Source organism: Primorskyibacter flagellatus (genome assembly GCF_048268605.1).
Taxonomy (GTDB): Bacteria; Pseudomonadota; Alphaproteobacteria; order Rhodobacterales; family Rhodobacteraceae; genus Primorskyibacter; species Primorskyibacter flagellatus.
On sequence record NZ_JBLWVF010000014.1, the window covers coordinates 59,536 to 77,024 of the forward strand.

Consider the following 17,489-nt stretch of genomic DNA (forward strand, 5'->3'; position numbering starts at 1 on the left):
TTGGCAGGCAGGGCAGGGCCTTGACCAAACCCGCGCAATAGGGGACATGCACCGGCATGGTTCCAGCAGACAGACTTGCCCAGATATCCGAACGGTTCGAGTTCCTGGAGGCCAAGATGGCCCAGGGCGGCGGCGATATTGCCGCATTGGGCCGCGAATATGCCGAACTCCGCCCCGTCGTCGAACAAATCCGCGCCTATGAGAGGCTTCAGGCGGATCTGTCCGAAGCTGAAGAGATGCTGTCCGACCCCGACATGAAGGAACTGGCCGAGGAAGAACTGCCAGCCCTGCGCGCCGCGCTGCCAGAGGCCGAACACGCGTTGCAACTGGCGCTTTTGCCCAAGGATGCAGCCGATGCGCGCCCGGCCGTGCTGGAGATCCGGCCCGGAACCGGTGGGGAAGAGGCCGCACTTTTCGCGGGCGATCTGCTGCGCATGTATCAGCGCTATTCCGAAAGCCATGGCTGGAAGCTGGAAATCCTCGAGGAGCAGCAGACCGAGCTTGGCGGCATTCGCGAATTGACCGCCCGGATCACCGGCCAGAACGTCTTTGCCCGGCTGAAATATGAAAGCGGCGTACACCGGGTGCAGCGCGTGCCTGCGACAGAATCGGGCGGACGCATCCACACATCCGCCGCCACGGTGGCTGTTCTGCCCGAGGCCGAAGAGGTCGATATCCGCATCGATCCCAACGATCTACGGATCGACACGATGCGCAGCTCCGGGGCAGGCGGGCAGCACGTCAACACCACCGATTCGGCCGTGCGCATTACTCACCTTCCGACCAACACCGTGGTCACCAGTTCCGAGAAATCCCAGCACCGCAACCGAGAAATCGCCATGCAGGTGCTGCGCACACGGTTGTTTGATCTGGAACGTCAGAAAGCGGATAGCGAACGTTCTGCCGACCGCAAGGCGCAGGTGGGGTCAGGCGACCGGTCCGAACGCATCCGGACCTATAATTTCCCGCAAGGCCGCATGACCGATCACCGTATCAACCTGACGCTGTACAAGCTGGATCAGGTGATGCAGGGCGATCTGGACGAGGTGATCGACGCGCTGACCGCCGATGCGCAAGCCACGGCCCTGGCCGAGATGGGCGCGTGACGGTCAGCGAGGCGCTGGCGCAAGCCACGCGCACGCTGCATGCCGCCGGAATAGACGGCGCGCCCCGTGATGCACGGGCGCTGGTTGCGGGCGCGATGGGCGTTGAAGCATCACGACTGACATTGCTGGCCCGAGACGACTTCCCCGATACCGCGATGGCGGGACTGGACCGGATGCTGGCCGAACGCTGCGCACGGCGACCCGTGTCCAAAATCCTTGGCACGCGTCTTTTCTGGGGGCGCAGCTTTGCAGTCACCGAAGATGTCCTCGACCCACGTCCAGAAACGGAAAATATTATAGAGCAGTCGCTTACGGAGCGTTGTTCATCTATTTTGGACCTCGGAGCCGGGTCGGGCATCCTTGCTGTCACCTTGTTGGCCGAATGGCCGGACGCACGGGCCGTGGCCAGCGATATCAGCGCTAAGGCACTGGAAGTGGCCGCGCAAAATGCGACGAGCCACGGGGTCCTGGACCGGCTGACGCTGCTGACAGCCGATTGGTTTGACGGGATCAGCGGACGATTCGATTTAATCGTGTCCAACCCGCCCTATATCGCTGTCAATGAGATGCCCGATCTTTCACCCGAGGTGCGCAATCACGACCCGGAAATCGCGCTCACCCCCGGTGGTGACGGGCTGGCCCCTTACCGCGTGATCGCAACCCGTGCGGCGGATCACCTGACCCCCGGTGGACGCTTGCTGGTAGAGATCGGCTGGCAGCAGGGCCCTGCCGTTGCAGAGATTTTTCGCAGTTGCGGACTTCGGCACGTCATCGTGCATCCCGACATGGATGGCAGGCCGCGCGTGGTATCTTGCCGCGGCAATTAAGTCATTTTGTGGCAAATTTTTCCGAAACTGCTACTGATCGCGTGTTTTTTGCTTGTCTGGAAGCCGATGACATGATTATTGCGGTAGCAGTCGGGATGGCTGAACGCTTACGCTCTCGCCGCCGACGCCAAGCCGGAAATCGATGGGGCCCGTCCTTAAGTTGAGCGCATGAGGCGCCACCGGGTCACACAACAGTCAGAACCAAGGCTGGATCAAGAGACATATGAGATCTTCCAAATCAAGATCGCGGTCGAAATCGAACCGCAACCGTTCCACCGTTGGCAACGTCGTCAACCGTGTATTCGACAGCTCGGGTCCCGAGGGCAAGGTGCGTGGCACCCCGCAGCAGATCATTGACAAGTATAATCAGCTTGCCCGTGACGCGCAGCTGAGCAATGACCGGGTCGCAACCGAGAATTTTCAGCAGCATGCGGAACACTACATGCGCATGTTGAGCGAAGCGCAGCGGGAACAGGATACCCGCCGAGAACAGCAGGAACGCGAGAACCGCGAGCGTCAGGCGCAGCGCGACCGCGAGCGTGCCGAACGCGAGGCGACCTCCCAGAACGACGGGCAGCGTCAGGAGCAACAACCGCAGCCTCATCAGCAGCCTAAAGCTGATCCGTCCAACGCCGATCAGCCGGATGTCCTGGATCTGAGCGATGATGGGGACGGCAACAATCTGGTCGATACGCCCGAGAATGCCGCACCCCAGCCCGAAGCAAAGTCCAAATCAAGGACCAAGGCGAAACCCCAGGCCGATCAGGACGCCGAAGCCCAGGCAGAGCCCAAACCCAAACCGGTGCGCAAACCGCGCAAGAAGCCTGCTCCGAAAAAGCCCGCCGAAGGCGCAGAATCGCAGGCCCCCGATGATGGCCAGGCAGCGTCCGACAGCAGTGCCGCGCCGGGTGTGGATACGTCGAAAGACGCCGCGGAATAGTCTCGGCAAGCCTTGGCAAACCACTGAAAAAGGCGCCCTGATGGGGTGCCTTTCTTGCATTTTCGCTAAAGCTTGCTGTCGGAATGCGTGAAGGGTCCCAAGAACATGGTTTGCCGCTTGCGCATTTCCGCAGGACGCGTGCGCCAACTATTACCTCAAAGCTATCCTTCAGCCACCGCTCTTGCCAGGGCGCAGAATGCTTCAAGCGGCACCTGCTCGGCGCGGTCCGTTGGTTTGATCCCCGCCGCCAGCAACCTGTCCTCTATGTCCGGTGCGACACCCTTCAGCGCGGCCCGCAGCATCTTGCGACGCTGGTTGAAGGCGCGCGCCACGACATGCTCCAACACCTTTGGATCGGCAGGGTAGCGCGGCGCGGGCAGGGCGGTCAGATGCACCACGGCCGACGACACCTTTGGCGCGGGCGTGAAGGCTTCGGGCGGCAGACTCATGGCGATCCGCGCATCCGCACGCCACTGGGCCAACAGTGCCAATCGCCCGTAGGCCTTCGATCCGGGCGCGGCCACGATCCTCTCGGCCACTTCGCGCTGGAACATCAGCGTCAGGCTTTGCCAGAACGGCGGCCAGTCACGCGGCGTCAGCCAGCGCACCAGCAATTCCGTCCCCACATTATAGGGCAGGTTCGCCGCGATACGGATTGGCGGGCTCAGATGCTGCAAGGGATCAACCTGCAACGCATCGCCCTCGACCACCTCCAGCCGACCGGGATAGGCGGCGGCGATTTCGGCCAATGCCGGCAGGCAACGCGCATCCTTTTCGATCGCCAACACCTTGCGCGCACCCTCCGCCAATAGCCCGCGCGTCAGGCCGCCCGGTCCGGGGCCGATCTCCAGCACGTCACAGCCGCTCAGATCGCCCGCCTGTCGCGCGATCTTGGACGTCAGGTTCAGATCCAGCAAGAAATTCTGCCCAAGCGATTTGCGTGCGCTCAAGCCATGTTCGGCAATCACCACGCGCAGCGGCGGCAAACCGTCAATCGCGCTCACAGCCCCTCACCCACGGCCAACGAATGGACACCCTGCCAGTTCTTCTTGGCAAAAATTCTCCCGCCGGAGGCTCCTGAACGTCCAACACGGCGCAGCATTGGACTGGTGCGCACACTCATCCCGCACCGCCTGCCAGCCGTGCGGCCAGACGCAACGCCTCCACGGTCGAGGTCGGATTGGCCGTGCCCGTTCCGGCAATGTCAAAGGCGGTGCCGTGGTCTGGAGAGGTGCGCACGAAGGGCAGTCCCAGCGTGACATTCACGCCGCGGTCGAAGTCCAGCGTCTTGATCGGGATCAGCGCCTGATCGTGATACATTGCCACAGCCACATCGTAGCCCGTTCTGGTTGCTGCATGAAACATCGTATCCGCCGATATCGGCCCACGCAGATCCATGCCTTCCGCGCGCAAACGCTCCAGCACAGGGGCGATTACCTCGATCTCTTCGCGCCCCATCCGGCCGCCTTCGCCTGCATGCGGGTTCAGCCCGGCCACCGCGATGCGCGGCGCGGGAATGCCGAACTGGCCGATCATTGCCGCATGGGTGATCCGCAGCCGTGTTTCCAGAAGCGCAGGCGTCAGCGCCCGTGCCACCGCGTCCAGCGCGATGTGGATGGTGATGGGCACCACGCGCAGCTGATCCGAAGCCAGCATCATCACCACCTCATCCACGCCCGCCAGATGGCCCAGAAATTCCGTATGACCGGGAAAGGCAAAGCCCGCGCCCTCGGCCAGCGCTTGTTTGTGGATGGGCAGCGTGCAGATCGCCGATGCGGCGCCGGTTTGCACCAGAGACACAGCCCGTTCGATCACCGCGATCACATGTGCGGCGTGATCCGTCTGCGGCGTGCCCGGCACCCGGGGGCTGTCGAAATCGTGGGACAGCACCGGGAGTCCGCGTGCCATCGCAGCCGGGGCCTCTGACGGATGTGCAATCTCAACGATGTCAGCATCGGCCGGCAGGTGGCGTGGGTCGCCCAGCAGGAAAAACGGCACCGATCCGCCAAGCCGCGCGCGCGCAGCCACGGCCAGCTCCGGACCAATGCCCGCCGGTTCGCCGCAGGTCAGCGCGATAGGGGCGTCGCTGCGCAAATCGGTCATCGGTTGCGGATGCGCGCCTCGGCGCGAAGCTGCGCGAGATAGCCGTTGGCGTAGGAATTCAGCCGTTGGTTGCGCAGGCCCATCGTCAACTGTTCGCGGTTGACCTCTTCGGTCAGCACCGGTGTGCGACCGCAGAGCATCAGAAACACCAGCGTTTGACCGTTCGAACGCGTCAATGCGGTGGATACCTCGCCCGCATCCAGCTTCATCAGTTCCACGGCAATATCGGTCGGAATTTCGGCAGGGGGCAGGCTGCCCCGGTCCAGCACTTCCGCAGGCTGCCCCTTTGCGACACCATAGAGGTCGTCACAAGTGTCCACGCGCGTCTGGATGTTGCGGGCTGCGGCCAGTGCGGCCTCTGTCCGACCGCCGGGGATGTAATAGGCGGCATATTCGATTGCAGCATATTCCGGAGCTTTATAGCCGGTCTCTTCAATGGCGCGCAGCTGGAACAGCGCGACGGCGTTGGGGATAGGCAGCGGGTCGGTGACCTCACCCGGAGCAAGCGCCAGGATCAGCGGTTGCAGTTGGGGGGGCAGATCGGACAGGTTCTGCCAGTCAAGACGTCCACCGCGCCCACGGCTGGCCGTCGCGGAATAGCGCCGCGCCTCGGCTGAAAACGCATCGGTCGATCTGATCTGCGAAATGCGGTTGGCGCGCTCGCGCACGGCGGCGGCCTGTTGTGGCGGGGCAGGCATGATGAGTTCGGAGAGAAGAACGCGCACGCCGCCGCCGCTGCGGCTGGAAGACAGCGCGCGGTCAATTTCACCCTCGGATGCGGCGGAGCGTGATCCGAACCGGGCCTGCACCAGCTGACGCCAGGCCAGACCGGCCTGCACAAAGGCGCGGAACGTCTGTTCATCGACACCGCTTCCGGCCAGCGCAGCCGTGAATTCTTCGCGGCTCAGATTGGCGCGGCCGGCGAATTCCGTCATTCCTTCGGTGATTTCCTCGTCGGTCGGGCGGATGCCTGCGGCGGACGCGGCCTCGACCCGAAGCCGGTCGTCGATCAACTGCTCGCGCGCCAGCGTCGTCGGATTTCCCGGTGCGTTCAGCAAGGTCAGCATACGGGTGCGCTGTTCCAGCTCGTAGCCGGAAATGGCGCTGTCATTGACCAGGATCACCGGCGAGAACTGCGCGAGCGCAGGCGAGGGCAGGGTCAGAACGGTGATGCAAAGGGCCAGAGTGGCGGTGATGTAGCTCAGCAAGCGCATATGTCATTTCATCCCAAGTCAGCCGCCGCAGGACCGGCGGTAGTCCTTGGCGCTGCCGCCGGTGCTGAAGCCTTTCAGCGCGACGGTCAGGCCAAAATCTGTTGATGGCTCAAGGTTAGAGGAAGAGGCAAACTTCCGCGAGACCGAAAAGCCCACCTCGACGCATTCATTGGTGTAGTTCACGCCCAGACCCGCCTTCGCGAGGTTGCTGGAGGCCAGATCATAGCGCCAGTCGGCCAGACCGGTCCAATACTGGTTGAAACGGTAGCTGCCGTCAAAGGACCATTCCGACAGTGCTTCGGGTCGGTCTTCCGCGGCATCGGTGACCAGCAGGACGTAGGATGCCCCCAGATCCAGCCGACTGTTGGTCCAGCCAGCCCGCGCCGCTGCTTTGGAGAACCGTGCGTCCCCGTCCAAAAGCCCGCGCGCCGTCACATTCAGGCCAGACCGTGTGGCGAAATGTCCGGCGACCAGCCAGTCGCTTTCCGTGCCGCCAAGTCCGGAAGACCGTGAAAAGGCGTCATCCGCCTCGTCGCGGGTCACGCGGCCCAGCGTCAGCCCGGCGCTCCAGCCCGACGGATTGTCACGCATCCAGCGCAACCCGTAAACGGTGGAGTAACCGCGTTCGCGCCGGTCAGCTGCCGGAAAGCGGGACAGGGCGAGCAGGTTGCCTTCGTCAAACTCCACACGGGTGGATTCGTCGTTGGGAATATTGGGGCGGTCGCCTCCGGCCCATCCGAACTGTACGATGGGCTCGATCACATCGCGCGCGTCGTTGGCGGCGGTGCGGATCAGTGGCCAACGCAGTTCCACGGCCGCTGCGGGGGTTAGTTGCGCGACATTGTTATCGCTGGTGCTGTCCTGACTGATGCTGAACGCATCGCCCCACAGCTGACCAAGTACACCTGCACGCACACCGCCCGGCAGCGTCCAGCGCCGCCGCCAGCTTAGATCTGCATTCAGACGGTTGATGTCGCGCCCGATAATGTCATCGTCCGAATAGCGGAAGTGGCCATGTGCCGTCAGGCCCATCCGCAATTCGCCGCCAAGTGCTGCCGGAAATAGCCGCTGTTCATAGATCGCGTCGGCCAGGATGGTCGGTTGGGTGGCGTTGTCCTCGCCATCGACCAGCGATTGATAATGCGTGATGCCGATCTCGAAGTAGCGCTGTGCCTTGGTGCGGGTAATGGTCAACTCACTGTCCAGCCGGTCCTTGCTGGCATAGTCGTAATCGTTGAGATAGGCGTCATCCGAGGTCATCTCGATATCGAAGCTCAGCTTGTAGTCGCGGCCAAGATCGAACGCACCTTCGGCAAACAGGTAGCCACGCCGTGGGCCTTCGTCCAGCGTATCGCTCGTGACGGCGGCGTTCACGGTCAGATCGCCATTGCGGAACGCGCGGCGATACCGCGCCTCCAGCGTCCGCGTCACCGGCGACAGATAGGGCGTCAACGTCACATCCTGATGATCGCCGATCGGGATGAAATACGGCACCTTGATGCCGAACCCCAGCAATGTGCTGGATCGGATCGACGGAATCAGAATGCCCGCCGCGCGTTTCAGCGTCGGATCAGGCAGGCGCAGGCGGGGCGCGTAGAACACCGGAACATCCAGTATCCGAAACTGCGCATTGTCGAAGTAAAGCTGCTTTTCCTCTTCGTCATGCACGATGCGCGAGGCCCGGATTTGCCACAGCGGCACCTGATTGGCACCGCAGACCTGACAAGAGGTCACGGCAACGCGGGCAAGTTGGGTATAGCGACCGTCAACGCGGCGTGCCTCGACCGAGGCAAGCTGCAACTGTTCATCCAGCACCATGCGCGCGCCGCGCAGCAACCCGTTCTCGAATGTCGAGTCCAGCGTTCCACTATCGGCCAGCAGAAGGTTGCCCTGCGGATCAGTCAGACGTATCGGTCCGTCAAGCTGGAGCGTGTCGGTGTCGCGGTCATAGGTGATGCGCGTCGCAGTCAGCCGACTGCCTTGATACAGCGCCTCGACATTGCCGCGGGCAATCAACTGATCTTCGCCCGCGATCAACACCTCGTCCGCGACCAGCATCGCCGCATCATTGGTCTGCGCCAATGCGGGCAAGGCCGCGCCAAACGTCAGCCAGAAGGACAGGAACAGCCGGGCGGCAAAGGGCAGGGGCGGGCGCGTCATCCATCCTCCATATGCAGGATCAATCCCATCGCCAGCTGCACCGAGGCGATGGGCGGGATCCAGGCCGCCAATGCCGGGGCAAGCTGGCCATTCTCTCCGAGGATTTGCGCGAAATTGCGAATGTAGTAAAGCCCAAAGCCCAACAGAATCGCCGCCAATACAGCTATTCCGGTGCCGCCAAGGCGCGCATGACGCATGGTGAATGCGGCCCCCACCAGCACCATCGCGATCAGGAACAGGGGCCGGGCAAGCTCCATCTGGAGCCAGACCTGATGGCGACGCGCGCTGAATCCGGCCTCTTCAAGCTGGGTGATAAATGTCGGAAGATCCCAGACCGCAATCGCGGAAGGGGTGCCGAAACTGTCACGGATACTCTCTTGTGTCAGAGTGGAGGCCACCCGCAATGTTTCATGCTCCTGCGCCGCTTCTTCAGAGTTCAGCCCGGCGACAAGGGGCCAGGCCTTGGCGTTGGACAACACCCATTCGCCGGCAATCAGGCTGGCGGTTTCCGCCTCGATCCGCCGGACCGGCCCGCCTTCCGGCGCATAGGCGACAAAGCTGACATCATACAGGACCGTTGCCTGAGGATTGGCGCGCGCGGCACGGATGACGGTTTGCCCACGCAGATCGCCTTGTCGCAACCAAAGCCCGTCCGCCCCGATCGAAAGCGTAGAGGTGCCGCCGGACCGATAGGTTTCCTTCAGCGCGTCATAGCGCTTCGACGTGGCGGCAACGATCGGGTTTGCCATCGCAACAGCCAGCCCGCCCAGCACGGCCGTTACCGCAACTGGCGCGATCAGCGCGGCCAACCCGGATCGCCCCGCCGCCCGCGCCGCCACCAGCTCTGACGAGCGCGCAAGCGACAGGAATAGTGCAATCGTGGCGAGGATCAGGATCAGTGGCAGGATTTGATACAGAGATTGTGGCGTGTTCAGCAAGGTCAGGACCAGCACCTCGCCGAAACTGACCGAGGCATCGAACAGGCGCATCTGCTCAACCAGATCAAGCAGCATCAGGAACGCGAAGAACACGCCCGTAACCGAAACTACCATCCACAAAAAGCGCCGTGCAAAGTAGTAATGCAGGATCATGCTGGCACCTCTGGAACAGCTCTGCGCCGCCGCTTGAATGGGCGGGCCGCAGAATAAAGCAACCCCCCGGCCAGCGCGAATCCGACAAGTGACGGCACATAGATCAGCGGCCAAAGCGCTGCGTTTTCGCGCACCGGATCCGTGACGGCGCTTTCCGCCAGCTTCACCAGCACCAGCAGGAAGATCGCCAGCACGATCTGGCGGGTCACACCGAAACGGCTGAACCCACCGATCATTAGCGTCGAGAAACCGATCAGCGCCGCCACCACGCACAGGAACGCCTGTTGAATGCGGCCATGCGCCTCTTCAAGAACCTCGCCATTGGTGTCTTTGGCAAGCGTGGCCATTTCGGATGTCCGGGTCAGCAGATCAATCGTGGACATATGTTTGACGCGCGGCGTGGGTGTTCCTGCTTGCGCGATCAGGGCACTGATATCATAGGAAAAATCTTTGAAATTCGTGGTTGAGAGTCGCCGCGTCTTATATGTCATCGTTTGCGCAAGACCACTGACCATCACCAGTTTGGGGCCTGCATCATCGCGCAGAATATAGGCGCGCTCGGCAGTATAAGTCACACTGCGGTCCGGCTGGCGGCGATCCGACAGGTAGACGTCGCTCAACTCGCCATCGACAGAAATCTCGCGGATGTAGAAGGTGACGTCTGACACCGGATGCAGGAAGACACCTTCGCGCAGGAGCCGGGCCGAGACGCTTCCGGAAATCTCGGTCTCGCGTTCGCGCAGTTGCCCCAGGGAGGCGGGCACCAGAAAATGCGTCAGCGTGGACATCATAAGTGCGATCACCAGCCCGAACATCAACACCGGGCGCGCCAGCCGCCACGGGCTGTATCCGGTGGCCTGAACCACTGTGAGTTCGGAATCCGCGCTTAGCCGGTTGGTGACGTAGACGGCCGCCGCAAAGGCCGCCATAGGCAGGACCATTCGGATCACGTTTGGCAGGGAAAGCGCTGTAAACTCAACGAAAACACCGGCGGAATGGCCGTCCGCTATCAGCCGGTCGAACAGGATTACGGCCCGGTTCACCCAGTAGACCGAGACCAGCACCAGAGCGAAAAAACCGAACAGCACCATAAGTTGCGACAGTATATATCTGTCGAATCTGCCCAAGCCTTGCCCCCCGACCTATCGTTGCCGACAGACCCTAGCCCAAAGCCCGGCGGGGGAAAACTCCTATCTGGTCAACCACGCGGGTCGGCTGCTAGGTGTTGGGCCAAAGCGCGGATTCATGCCGCCGCATCGCAGGAGAGCCATCATGACCACACCCGTTTCCGTCAGTTTCCACGCCACCGATCTGCCCGCTATCGAAGAGGCACCGGGCCGGATTGCAGTTGTCGTGCCGGAAGGCGGGCGGCTGGGCCAAGCTGCCCGCCGGGTCAACCGTTTGACGCGTGGCGCTGTGGCGCGGGCCGTTGCCAGCGACCGCTTCGCCAAGCTGAAGGACGGGCAAGTTCTGAGCCTTGGCTTTCCCGTCGGTCTGGCCGCCGAAGCTGTGGATATTCTGCGGCTGCCGCGCCGTCCGGATGTCGACACGGCGCGGAAGGGCGGCGCGGCGCTGGCGCGTGCGGCGGCGGGGGCAGAGACGCTGGTGCTGGCCGATGTAACACGCCGTGTCGCGGAATTGGCACTGGGGTTCGTACTGCGCGGTTACGCCTTTACCGATCACAAGACCGCCGATGACAAGACCCGTGGCGCGGTGTCGTTCATGGGCAATGAGCCGGAGGCAGCGCAGGCCGCCTGGCAGTCGGTGTCGCCCCTGGCCGAGGGCATCTTTCTGACCCGCGATCTGGTGTCCGAGCCTGCAAATGTGCTGACCACGACGGAATTTGCGACCCGGCTGGAGGGATTGCGCGATCTTGGCGTCGAGGTCGAAGTGCTGGAGGAGGCCGCACTGCAAGAGCTTGGGATGGGCGCGCTTCTCTGCGTGGGCCGGGGATCGTCCAGCCCGTCCAAGGTTGTGGTGATGCGCTGGAACGGGGCGGGTGACGACAGCGCGCCACTGGCGTTGATTGGCAAGGGCGTGGTGTTTGATACGGGCGGCATCTCGTTGAAACCCTCGCTTGGAATGGAAAGCATGACAATGGATATGGGGGGCGCTGGCACGGTTGCAGGCACCATACATGCATTGGCCCGTCGCGGCGCGCGCGCCAATGTCGTCGGACTGGTCGGGCTGATCGAGAACATGCCGTCCGGCGACGCAGTGCGGCCGGGTGATGTTATAACATCCATGAAAGGCGATACCGTTGAAGTGATCAACACCGATGCCGAAGGGCGGCTCGTGCTGTGTGACGTGATGTGGTACGCGCAAACCCGTTTCAAACCCGCCGCGATGGTCGATCTGGCGACGCTGACCGGGGCCTGCATCGTTGCCCTGGGCCACGAGAATGCAGCGGTATTCTCCAACGATGATGATCTGGCGGATGGTTTCCTCAAAGCCGCCGGGGCCGAGGCGGAGGGAGCCTGGCGGATGCCGATGGGTCAGGCCTATGACGATCTGATGAAAAGCACCGTGGCAGACGTCAAAAACAGTGGCGGACGGGCCGCGGGATCCATCACTGCCGCGCAATTCCTGCGGCGTTTTGTTCAGGACGGGGTGCCATGGGTGCATCTTGATATTGCGGGCGTGGCGCATGTCTCGCGCGATTTGCCACTGTCGCCAAAGGGGGCGACGGGCTGGGGCGTGTTGGCGTTGAACCGGCTGGTGGCCGACCGGTTTGAGAAAGGCTGAACACATGATCTTGCGCGTGTCTTTGGCATCGCCGCATTGCAGTCTCCGTCAACCGGACCTGCTGTGATGGGGGCGGCCTATTTCTACCACCTGACGCAGCGCCCACTTGAAGCGGCGCTTCCCCTGCTGTTGACGCGCGCCTTGTCCATGGGCTGGCGCGTGGCGGTTCGGGGGTGCGAGACGGAACGGCTTGACTTGCTGGACCAAAAGCTATGGCTCGGCCGGGAAGAGGATTTTTTGCCGCATGGGATGGAGGGCGGCCCGCATGATGCCGCGCAGCCGGTTTTGCTGACCACGCAAGCGACGCTGCCAAACGATCCGCAATGTGTCATGGCCATCGACGGGGCGTCGGTCACACCGCAAGAGGTTGTCGCACTGGAACGAGTCTGCGTGCTGTTCGATGGCAATGACAACAACGCCATGGCGGCCGCTCGGACGCAGTGGAAGGAGCTGATCGAAGCCGGATGTCAGGCGCAATATTGGTCTGAGGAAAGCGGCCGTTGGGAAAAGAAGGCAGAAAGGTGAAGTCGAGAAAGTGTTTTACAGAAGCATCTTAGAAGGCGAAGTTTCTGTAATGGATAACTTGGCATTTCTGCCCGTGACACACAGCACTCACGCTGCGCAGCCATCGTTCAACGCTCCAGCACCATTTGTCCGCGGCTGATTTCCAGCTTGTCGAAGCGTTGCAGATAGCTCATCCCGACCAGTGATTGCCCCATCTCGCCACTGTTGACGAAAGCCGGAAAGCCGGTATCGGTGATCTCGCCCAAGCGGACCTCCCCCAGACGGACGGGGGCGGTCTGCACCGGGCCATTGGCAGTCATGGCCTGGCTGAAATAGGGCAGACCGGCTGCATCTATCCCGGCGCTGTTCGCATCCTGCCGGGTCAGGACCATGCCGCTGGCCCCGGTATCCACCATGAAGCGGATCGGCGCGCCGTTGATTTCCAACATCATGTAGTAATGACCATCGGGCGCGCGGGGCAGTTCTATCCGGCCCTCGCTTGCATACACCATCTGGCTGGGCAGAGCGGTTTGTCGGATGTCGTCCCATAAGCCGATCGCCGCAATGGTGCCCAGAAAGATCAGCCCCCAGGCGGCTAATTGCTGGACCTTGCGGCCAAGATTCTCGCGATTCTGGATGAAGAACCAGAACACGAGCACCCCGCCGAGGAGCAATAAGTAGAAAAGATTGCCATAGCTGAGATCGGACATGTCGGCTATATAGGGACGCGCAGCGCCGAATGACAGAGGCTACTGGCCCAGTCCAAACGCGCGCAAGCCGTCCAGCACAAATTGCACGGACAGCGCGGCCAGAAGCATGCCAAGCAGCCGGGTGACCACGGTGATGCCGGTTTTGCCAAGCGCGCGTTCCAGAAAACCGGCGCTGAGGAACAACACGAAGACCATCGCGACCACGCCCAGCATCACGCCGATGACGGTCATAAACCCTGCGATGTCACCGGTCTGTCCGCCCAAAAGAATGATCGAGGCGATGGCACCAGGCCCGGCGATAAGGGGGATCGCGAGGGGGAATACCGATGGATCTGGATGGTCCGGCTCATCCTCCGGCTCGCTGACCTGATCTTCGCGGCGCTTGTTGCGCCGCTCGAACAGCATGTCGAGCGCGGTCAGGAACAGCAGGATGCCGCCGGCAATGCGGAAAGCGGGCATCGAGATGCCGACAAAGCCCAGTAGTGCCTCGCCGAAGAGCGCGAAAAGGGTCAGCAGGATCGCGCCGGTCAGGCAGGCCCGGACCGCCACGGCATTGCGGTGGCGTGCGTTGGTGCCTTGGGTCAGGGCAATGAAAACCGGAGTCAGGCCGATCGGGTCGATGACCACGAAAAGCGTGACGAAGGCAGTGATGAGAAAGGCGCTGTCCATCGGGTATTGCGATCACGAGCGGGCGTCGAAGGCAAGAGACGTTTTACAGCGCGGGTGCCGGTGGCGTGCAGGTCATTAAGATGCGGCCTATATTATATACGGGGCCGCCTTGGTCATGTTGCCAGAGCAGCGTTTCGTACAGCGCCTAGTAGAGGTGCCGGAGTGGCGGGCGCGGAGCGAGGGGCCTGCCCCTCGCGCTCCCCGGAGTATTTTTGCCAAGAAGAAGGGGCAAGGGTCAGGCGCGTTGGTTGGTGGATTCGAGTTTCTCTTGCGCGGCGAGCCAAAGGGATTCTGCGCGGGCGAGCGCTTTTTCCACCTCTGCGAATTTTCCGTTCCAGACCGCAAGATCAGAGGCCATATGGTCTTCGTAGAGCTTGGGATCAGCCAGTTTTTCGGACAGCTTGGTCTGCATTTGCTGGAGTTTCTCCAGCCGCTCTTCGCATTTGCGGACCTCTGCGCGCAGGGTCAGAACCGTCTCGCGCGGTGCGCGTTTGGGCTTGGGGGGCGTGGATTTGGCCGGTTTGGCCGGTTTGTCGCCGGACAGAAGCAGGCGGCGATAGGCGTCGAGATCGTCCTCGTAGGGTTTGACCGTACCATTCGAGACCAGCCAGAGCCGGTCAGCGACCATCGACAGCAGATGCATGTCGTGGCTGACCAGGATAACCGCACCGGAATATTCGGTGAGCGCTTCAACCAAGGCTTCGCGACTGGCAATGTCGAGGTGGTTGGTTGGCTCGTCGAGGATCAGAAGATGCGGCGCGTCGAGTGTGGCGAGAAGCAGGGAAAGGCGTGCCTTTTGGCCACCCGACAGCCGGGCAACGGGGGTTTCGGCCTGATCCGCGCCAAGGCCGAAGCCTGCAAGGCGCGCGCGCAGTTTCGGCGGCATCAGATCGGGCAGGGCGGACCGCAGATGTTGCAGGGGTGTTTCGTCAAGGTGAAGCTCGTCCACCTGATGCTGGGCGAAGTAGCCGATGCGCAGCTTGGAGGACCGCGTGGCGGTGCCTGCGGTCAGCGCAAGACGGTCCGACAGGAGCTTTGCCAGGGTCGATTTCCCTTGGCCGTTCTTGCCCAGAAGCGCGATGCGGTCATCCTGATCGATGCGCAGGTTCAGACGTGACAAAACCGGCGGGCCGCCATATCCGGTGACGCCATCCTCGATACGGATGATCGGGGGCGACAGTTCCTTTGGCTGGGGAAAGGTGAACACGGCACGGGCAGCTTCCTCGGGCGGGGTGACCATGTCGATCTTGTCGATCATCTTCAGTCGGGCCTGTGCCTGCTTGGCCTTGGAGGCTTTGGCGCGGAACCGGTCGACGAATTTTTGCAGATGCGCGACGCGGGCGGCTTGTTTTTTGGCAACCGCACTCGCCTGCGCGCGCTGTTCGGCCCGTTGGCGGGCGAATTGATCGTAGGGGCCTTGATAGAAGGTCAGGCCGCGGTCTTCGAGGTGCAGGATGCTGCCCACAGCACGGTTCAGCAATCCGCGATCGTGCGAGATGATGATGACCGTGTGCGGGTAGCGTGCCAGATAGCTTTCCAGCCAAAGCGCGCCTTCGAGGTCAAGATAGTTGGTCGGTTCATCCAGCAGCAGCAGATCGGGGCGGGCAAACAGCACGCCGGCCAGTGCCACGCGCATCCGCCAGCCGCCCGAGAAATCCGAACACGGCATACGCTGTTCGGCGTCATCAAAGCCCAGACCCTTGAGGATCGAGGCCGCGCGTGCCTCGGCGCTCCATGCGTCGATATCGGCAAGTCGGGTCTGAATTTCGGCGATCCGGGTGGGGTCTGTCGCGGTTTCGGAGGCAGCCATCAGGCTGGCGCGTTCGGTATCCGCCTCCAGCACCGTGTCCAGCAGTGATGTATCCGAGGAAGGAACCTCTTGTGCAACGCCGCCGATGCGGGCGCGCGAGGGTAGAGAGAGGCTGCCGCCCTCCAGTACCAATTCGCCACGGATGAGCTTGAAAAGCGTGGTTTTGCCCGCGCCGTTGGCCCCGACAAGACCCACCTTGTGGCCGTCGGGTATCGTCGCAGAGGCACCCTCGAACAGGGGGCGGCCTTCGACCGAATAGGTGATGTCCTGAATCTTCAACATCTCAGCCCCATAGCAGAGCCGTTTGACGGGCGCGACGCGATTCTTGACCCTGATGCGCCGGAATCTGCCCACAGGTCGCGAATTGGACGTGGCGACACACCCCGGGACGTGCAATTGCCGCCCTTTCCAACCGCTTGGACGCGTGCTATCGCAGCCGCGCATTTACAAGGGCCGGGCGTATTGCCTTGGCTTTGAACAGGAGCAAGACACATGGCCACAGAGCGCACACTTTCGATCATCAAACCTGACGCGACCAAGCGGAACCTGACCGGCAAGATCAATGCCAAGTTCGAAGAAGCCGGGCTGCGCATCGTCGCGCAAAAGCGCATCAAGCTGACCAAAGAACAGGCCGGCGTGTTCTACGCTGTCCATGCCGAGCGTCCGTTTTACGACGAGCTGTGCGAATTCATGGCATCCGAGCCCGTGGTCGTTCAGGTGCTGGAAGGTGACGGTGCCATCGCGAAGAATCGCGAAGTGATGGGGGCCACCAATCCTGCGGATGCGGCTGCGGGCACCGTGCGCGCCGAATTCGCGGAATCGGTTGGCGAGAACTCCGTCCACGGATCGGACGCGCCGGAAACAGCGGCCGTCGAGATCGCGTATTTCTTCTCTGGTCTCGAACTGGTCGGCTAAGGTCGGTAGTTATAAGTTACCGAAAGGGCCGCCCCTCAGGAGCGGCCCTTTTCGTTTGCCTTGGACAATTCAGCCGGTTTCTGTCTAGGCCACGCGGGGCGCATCCGCGCTGACAGACCCGTGTTTCGCGTCCACATGCGCGCGCAAAAGTGCTGCATTGCGGATGTTGGACTTGTACCCCACATCCAGCAGGTCGCCAAAAAGCGGGACCAAGCCGATAAGCCAGTCTGCACCTGAATTGATCGCCATGCGAGTCAAGGTGGTCTTCGGGACGCCTGCACGATGCGCGAGATGCATGATATAGACGGCAGGGGCCAAGGTTAGCGTATCGCCGACACCGGGTATCAGACCCAGAACGCTGTCCCAGCCGAGACGGATCGGTGTCAGGGGCACCCGAAAGGCGCTGTCCATCCGGCGGGCCAGCTTCTCTGCCTTGTCGCAGGCGCGCCGGTCATGTTCCGCTTGAGGCGAGTCCGGCATGCCGCTCATGCGGTCGTCGGACCTTTCTTGGCGATAACCCAGACGGCGTGCACGATGCCGGGGATATAGCCGAGAATCGTCAGCAGGATGTTGATCCAGAAATGCTTGCCGATCCCGACCTGAAGAAAGACGCCAAGCGGCGGCAGGATGATGGCGATGATGATGCGGACGAAATCCATGATTGGTGGTCCTTTCGGCTGTGTTACGCTTGCCAA

At 62.2% G+C, this 17,489-nt stretch carries 17 protein-coding genes; 6 read left to right on the forward strand and 11 right to left on the reverse strand.

Features of this window, described 5'->3' with window-relative positions; translation table 11 throughout:
- Positions 1 to 56: 56 nt before the first annotated feature.
- From prfA to ACN0WV_RS14520, 3 genes are all read left to right on the forward strand, one after another.
- Positions 57 to 1,106 (forward strand): peptide chain release factor 1, encoded by a 1,050-nt coding sequence (gene prfA, locus ACN0WV_RS14510; RefSeq protein WP_084353527.1) that lies wholly within the window; start codon positions 57 to 59, stop codon positions 1,104 to 1,106.
- Complete coding sequence (prmC, locus tag ACN0WV_RS14515) at positions 1,103 to 1,933, forward strand: peptide chain release factor N(5)-glutamine methyltransferase (RefSeq protein WP_417606746.1); 831 nt, start codon at positions 1,103 to 1,105, stop codon at positions 1,931 to 1,933. The genes prfA and prmC overlap by 4 nt, the downstream gene beginning before the upstream one ends.
- 223 nt (positions 1,934 to 2,156) lie before the next feature.
- Positions 2,157 to 2,873 (forward strand): DUF4167 domain-containing protein, encoded by a 717-nt coding sequence (locus tag ACN0WV_RS14520; protein ID WP_417606748.1) that lies wholly within the window; start codon positions 2,157 to 2,159, stop codon positions 2,871 to 2,873.
- A gap of 161 nt (positions 2,874 to 3,034) precedes the next feature.
- Here ACN0WV_RS14520 and rsmA read toward each other — a convergent pair whose 3' ends face one another.
- The 6 genes from rsmA to lptF form a co-directional block, all read right to left on the reverse strand.
- On the reverse strand, positions 3,035 to 3,877 hold the full coding sequence (rsmA, locus tag ACN0WV_RS14525) for a 16S rRNA (adenine(1518)-N(6)/adenine(1519)-N(6))-dimethyltransferase RsmA (RefSeq protein ID WP_417606750.1): 843 nt from the start codon (positions 3,875 to 3,877) through the stop codon (positions 3,035 to 3,037).
- 115 nt (positions 3,878 to 3,992) lie between these two features.
- Positions 3,993 to 4,976, reverse strand: coding sequence for a 4-hydroxythreonine-4-phosphate dehydrogenase PdxA (gene pdxA / locus ACN0WV_RS14530; protein ID WP_417606751.1), 984 nt, complete (start codon positions 4,974 to 4,976; stop codon positions 3,993 to 3,995).
- Positions 4,973 to 6,190, reverse strand: a complete 1,218-nt coding sequence (locus tag ACN0WV_RS14535) for a peptidylprolyl isomerase (protein ID WP_417606753.1) — start codon at positions 6,188 to 6,190, stop codon at positions 4,973 to 4,975. The genes pdxA and ACN0WV_RS14535 overlap by 4 nt, the downstream gene beginning before the upstream one ends.
- An 18-nt stretch (positions 6,191 to 6,208) precedes the next feature.
- Positions 6,209 to 8,350: an LPS-assembly protein LptD gene (locus ACN0WV_RS14540; protein ID WP_417606755.1), complete on the reverse strand. Its 2,142-nt coding sequence runs from the start codon at positions 8,348 to 8,350 to the stop codon at positions 6,209 to 6,211.
- Positions 8,347 to 9,441 carry an LPS export ABC transporter permease LptG gene (gene lptG / locus ACN0WV_RS14545; protein ID WP_417606757.1) on the reverse strand — a complete coding sequence of 365 codons (1,095 nt, stop codon included), beginning with the start codon at positions 9,439 to 9,441 and terminating at the stop codon, positions 8,347 to 8,349. The genes ACN0WV_RS14540 and lptG overlap by 4 nt, the downstream gene beginning before the upstream one ends.
- Positions 9,438 to 10,568 (reverse strand): LPS export ABC transporter permease LptF, encoded by a 1,131-nt coding sequence (gene lptF / locus ACN0WV_RS14550; RefSeq protein WP_084353519.1) that lies wholly within the window; start codon positions 10,566 to 10,568, stop codon positions 9,438 to 9,440. The genes lptG and lptF overlap by 4 nt, the downstream gene beginning before the upstream one ends.
- Before the next feature lie 145 nt (positions 10,569 to 10,713).
- Here lptF and ACN0WV_RS14555 point away from each other — a divergent pair, with 145 nt between their 5' ends.
- A complete protein-coding gene (locus tag ACN0WV_RS14555) occupies positions 10,714 to 12,186 on the forward strand; it encodes a leucyl aminopeptidase (RefSeq protein ID WP_417606759.1) in 1,473 nt (490 codons plus the stop codon).
- Between the two features lie 66 nt (positions 12,187 to 12,252).
- Positions 12,253 to 12,711, forward strand: a complete 459-nt coding sequence (locus ACN0WV_RS14560) for a DNA polymerase III subunit chi (RefSeq protein ID WP_417606791.1) — start codon at positions 12,253 to 12,255, stop codon at positions 12,709 to 12,711.
- A 107-nt stretch (positions 12,712 to 12,818) separates the two neighbouring features.
- Here ACN0WV_RS14560 and ACN0WV_RS14565 read toward each other — a convergent pair whose 3' ends face one another.
- From ACN0WV_RS14565 to ACN0WV_RS14575, 3 genes are all read right to left on the reverse strand, one after another.
- Positions 12,819 to 13,400: a retropepsin-like aspartic protease family protein gene (locus ACN0WV_RS14565; protein ID WP_417606761.1), complete on the reverse strand. Its 582-nt coding sequence runs from the start codon at positions 13,398 to 13,400 to the stop codon at positions 12,819 to 12,821.
- Between the two features lie 39 nt (positions 13,401 to 13,439).
- Positions 13,440 to 14,069, reverse strand: a complete 630-nt coding sequence (locus ACN0WV_RS14570; RefSeq protein WP_084353515.1) for a MarC family protein — start codon at positions 14,067 to 14,069, stop codon at positions 13,440 to 13,442.
- 235 nt (positions 14,070 to 14,304) lie between these two features.
- Positions 14,305 to 16,161: an ABC-F family ATP-binding cassette domain-containing protein gene (locus tag ACN0WV_RS14575; protein WP_417606762.1), complete on the reverse strand. Its 1,857-nt coding sequence runs from the start codon at positions 16,159 to 16,161 to the stop codon at positions 14,305 to 14,307.
- Between the two features lie 210 nt (positions 16,162 to 16,371).
- Between ACN0WV_RS14575 and ndk the strand changes: the two genes are divergently transcribed.
- Entirely contained in the window at positions 16,372 to 16,794 is a 423-nt protein-coding gene (gene ndk, locus ACN0WV_RS14580; RefSeq protein ID WP_084353513.1) for a nucleoside-diphosphate kinase, read from the forward strand.
- 84 nt (positions 16,795 to 16,878) lie between these two features.
- Here the strand turns inward: ndk and ACN0WV_RS14585 are convergent, their stop codons facing one another.
- Together ACN0WV_RS14585 and ACN0WV_RS14590 are read right to left on the reverse strand one after the other, a co-directional pair.
- Positions 16,879 to 17,283 carry a DUF4112 domain-containing protein gene (locus ACN0WV_RS14585; RefSeq protein WP_417606763.1) on the reverse strand — a complete coding sequence of 135 codons (405 nt, stop codon included), beginning with the start codon at positions 17,281 to 17,283 and terminating at the stop codon, positions 16,879 to 16,881.
- Entirely contained in the window at positions 17,280 to 17,453 is a 174-nt protein-coding gene (locus ACN0WV_RS14590) for a YqaE/Pmp3 family membrane protein (protein ID WP_084353512.1), read from the reverse strand. The genes ACN0WV_RS14585 and ACN0WV_RS14590 overlap by 4 nt, the downstream gene beginning before the upstream one ends.
- Positions 17,454 to 17,489 lie beyond the last annotated feature (36 nt).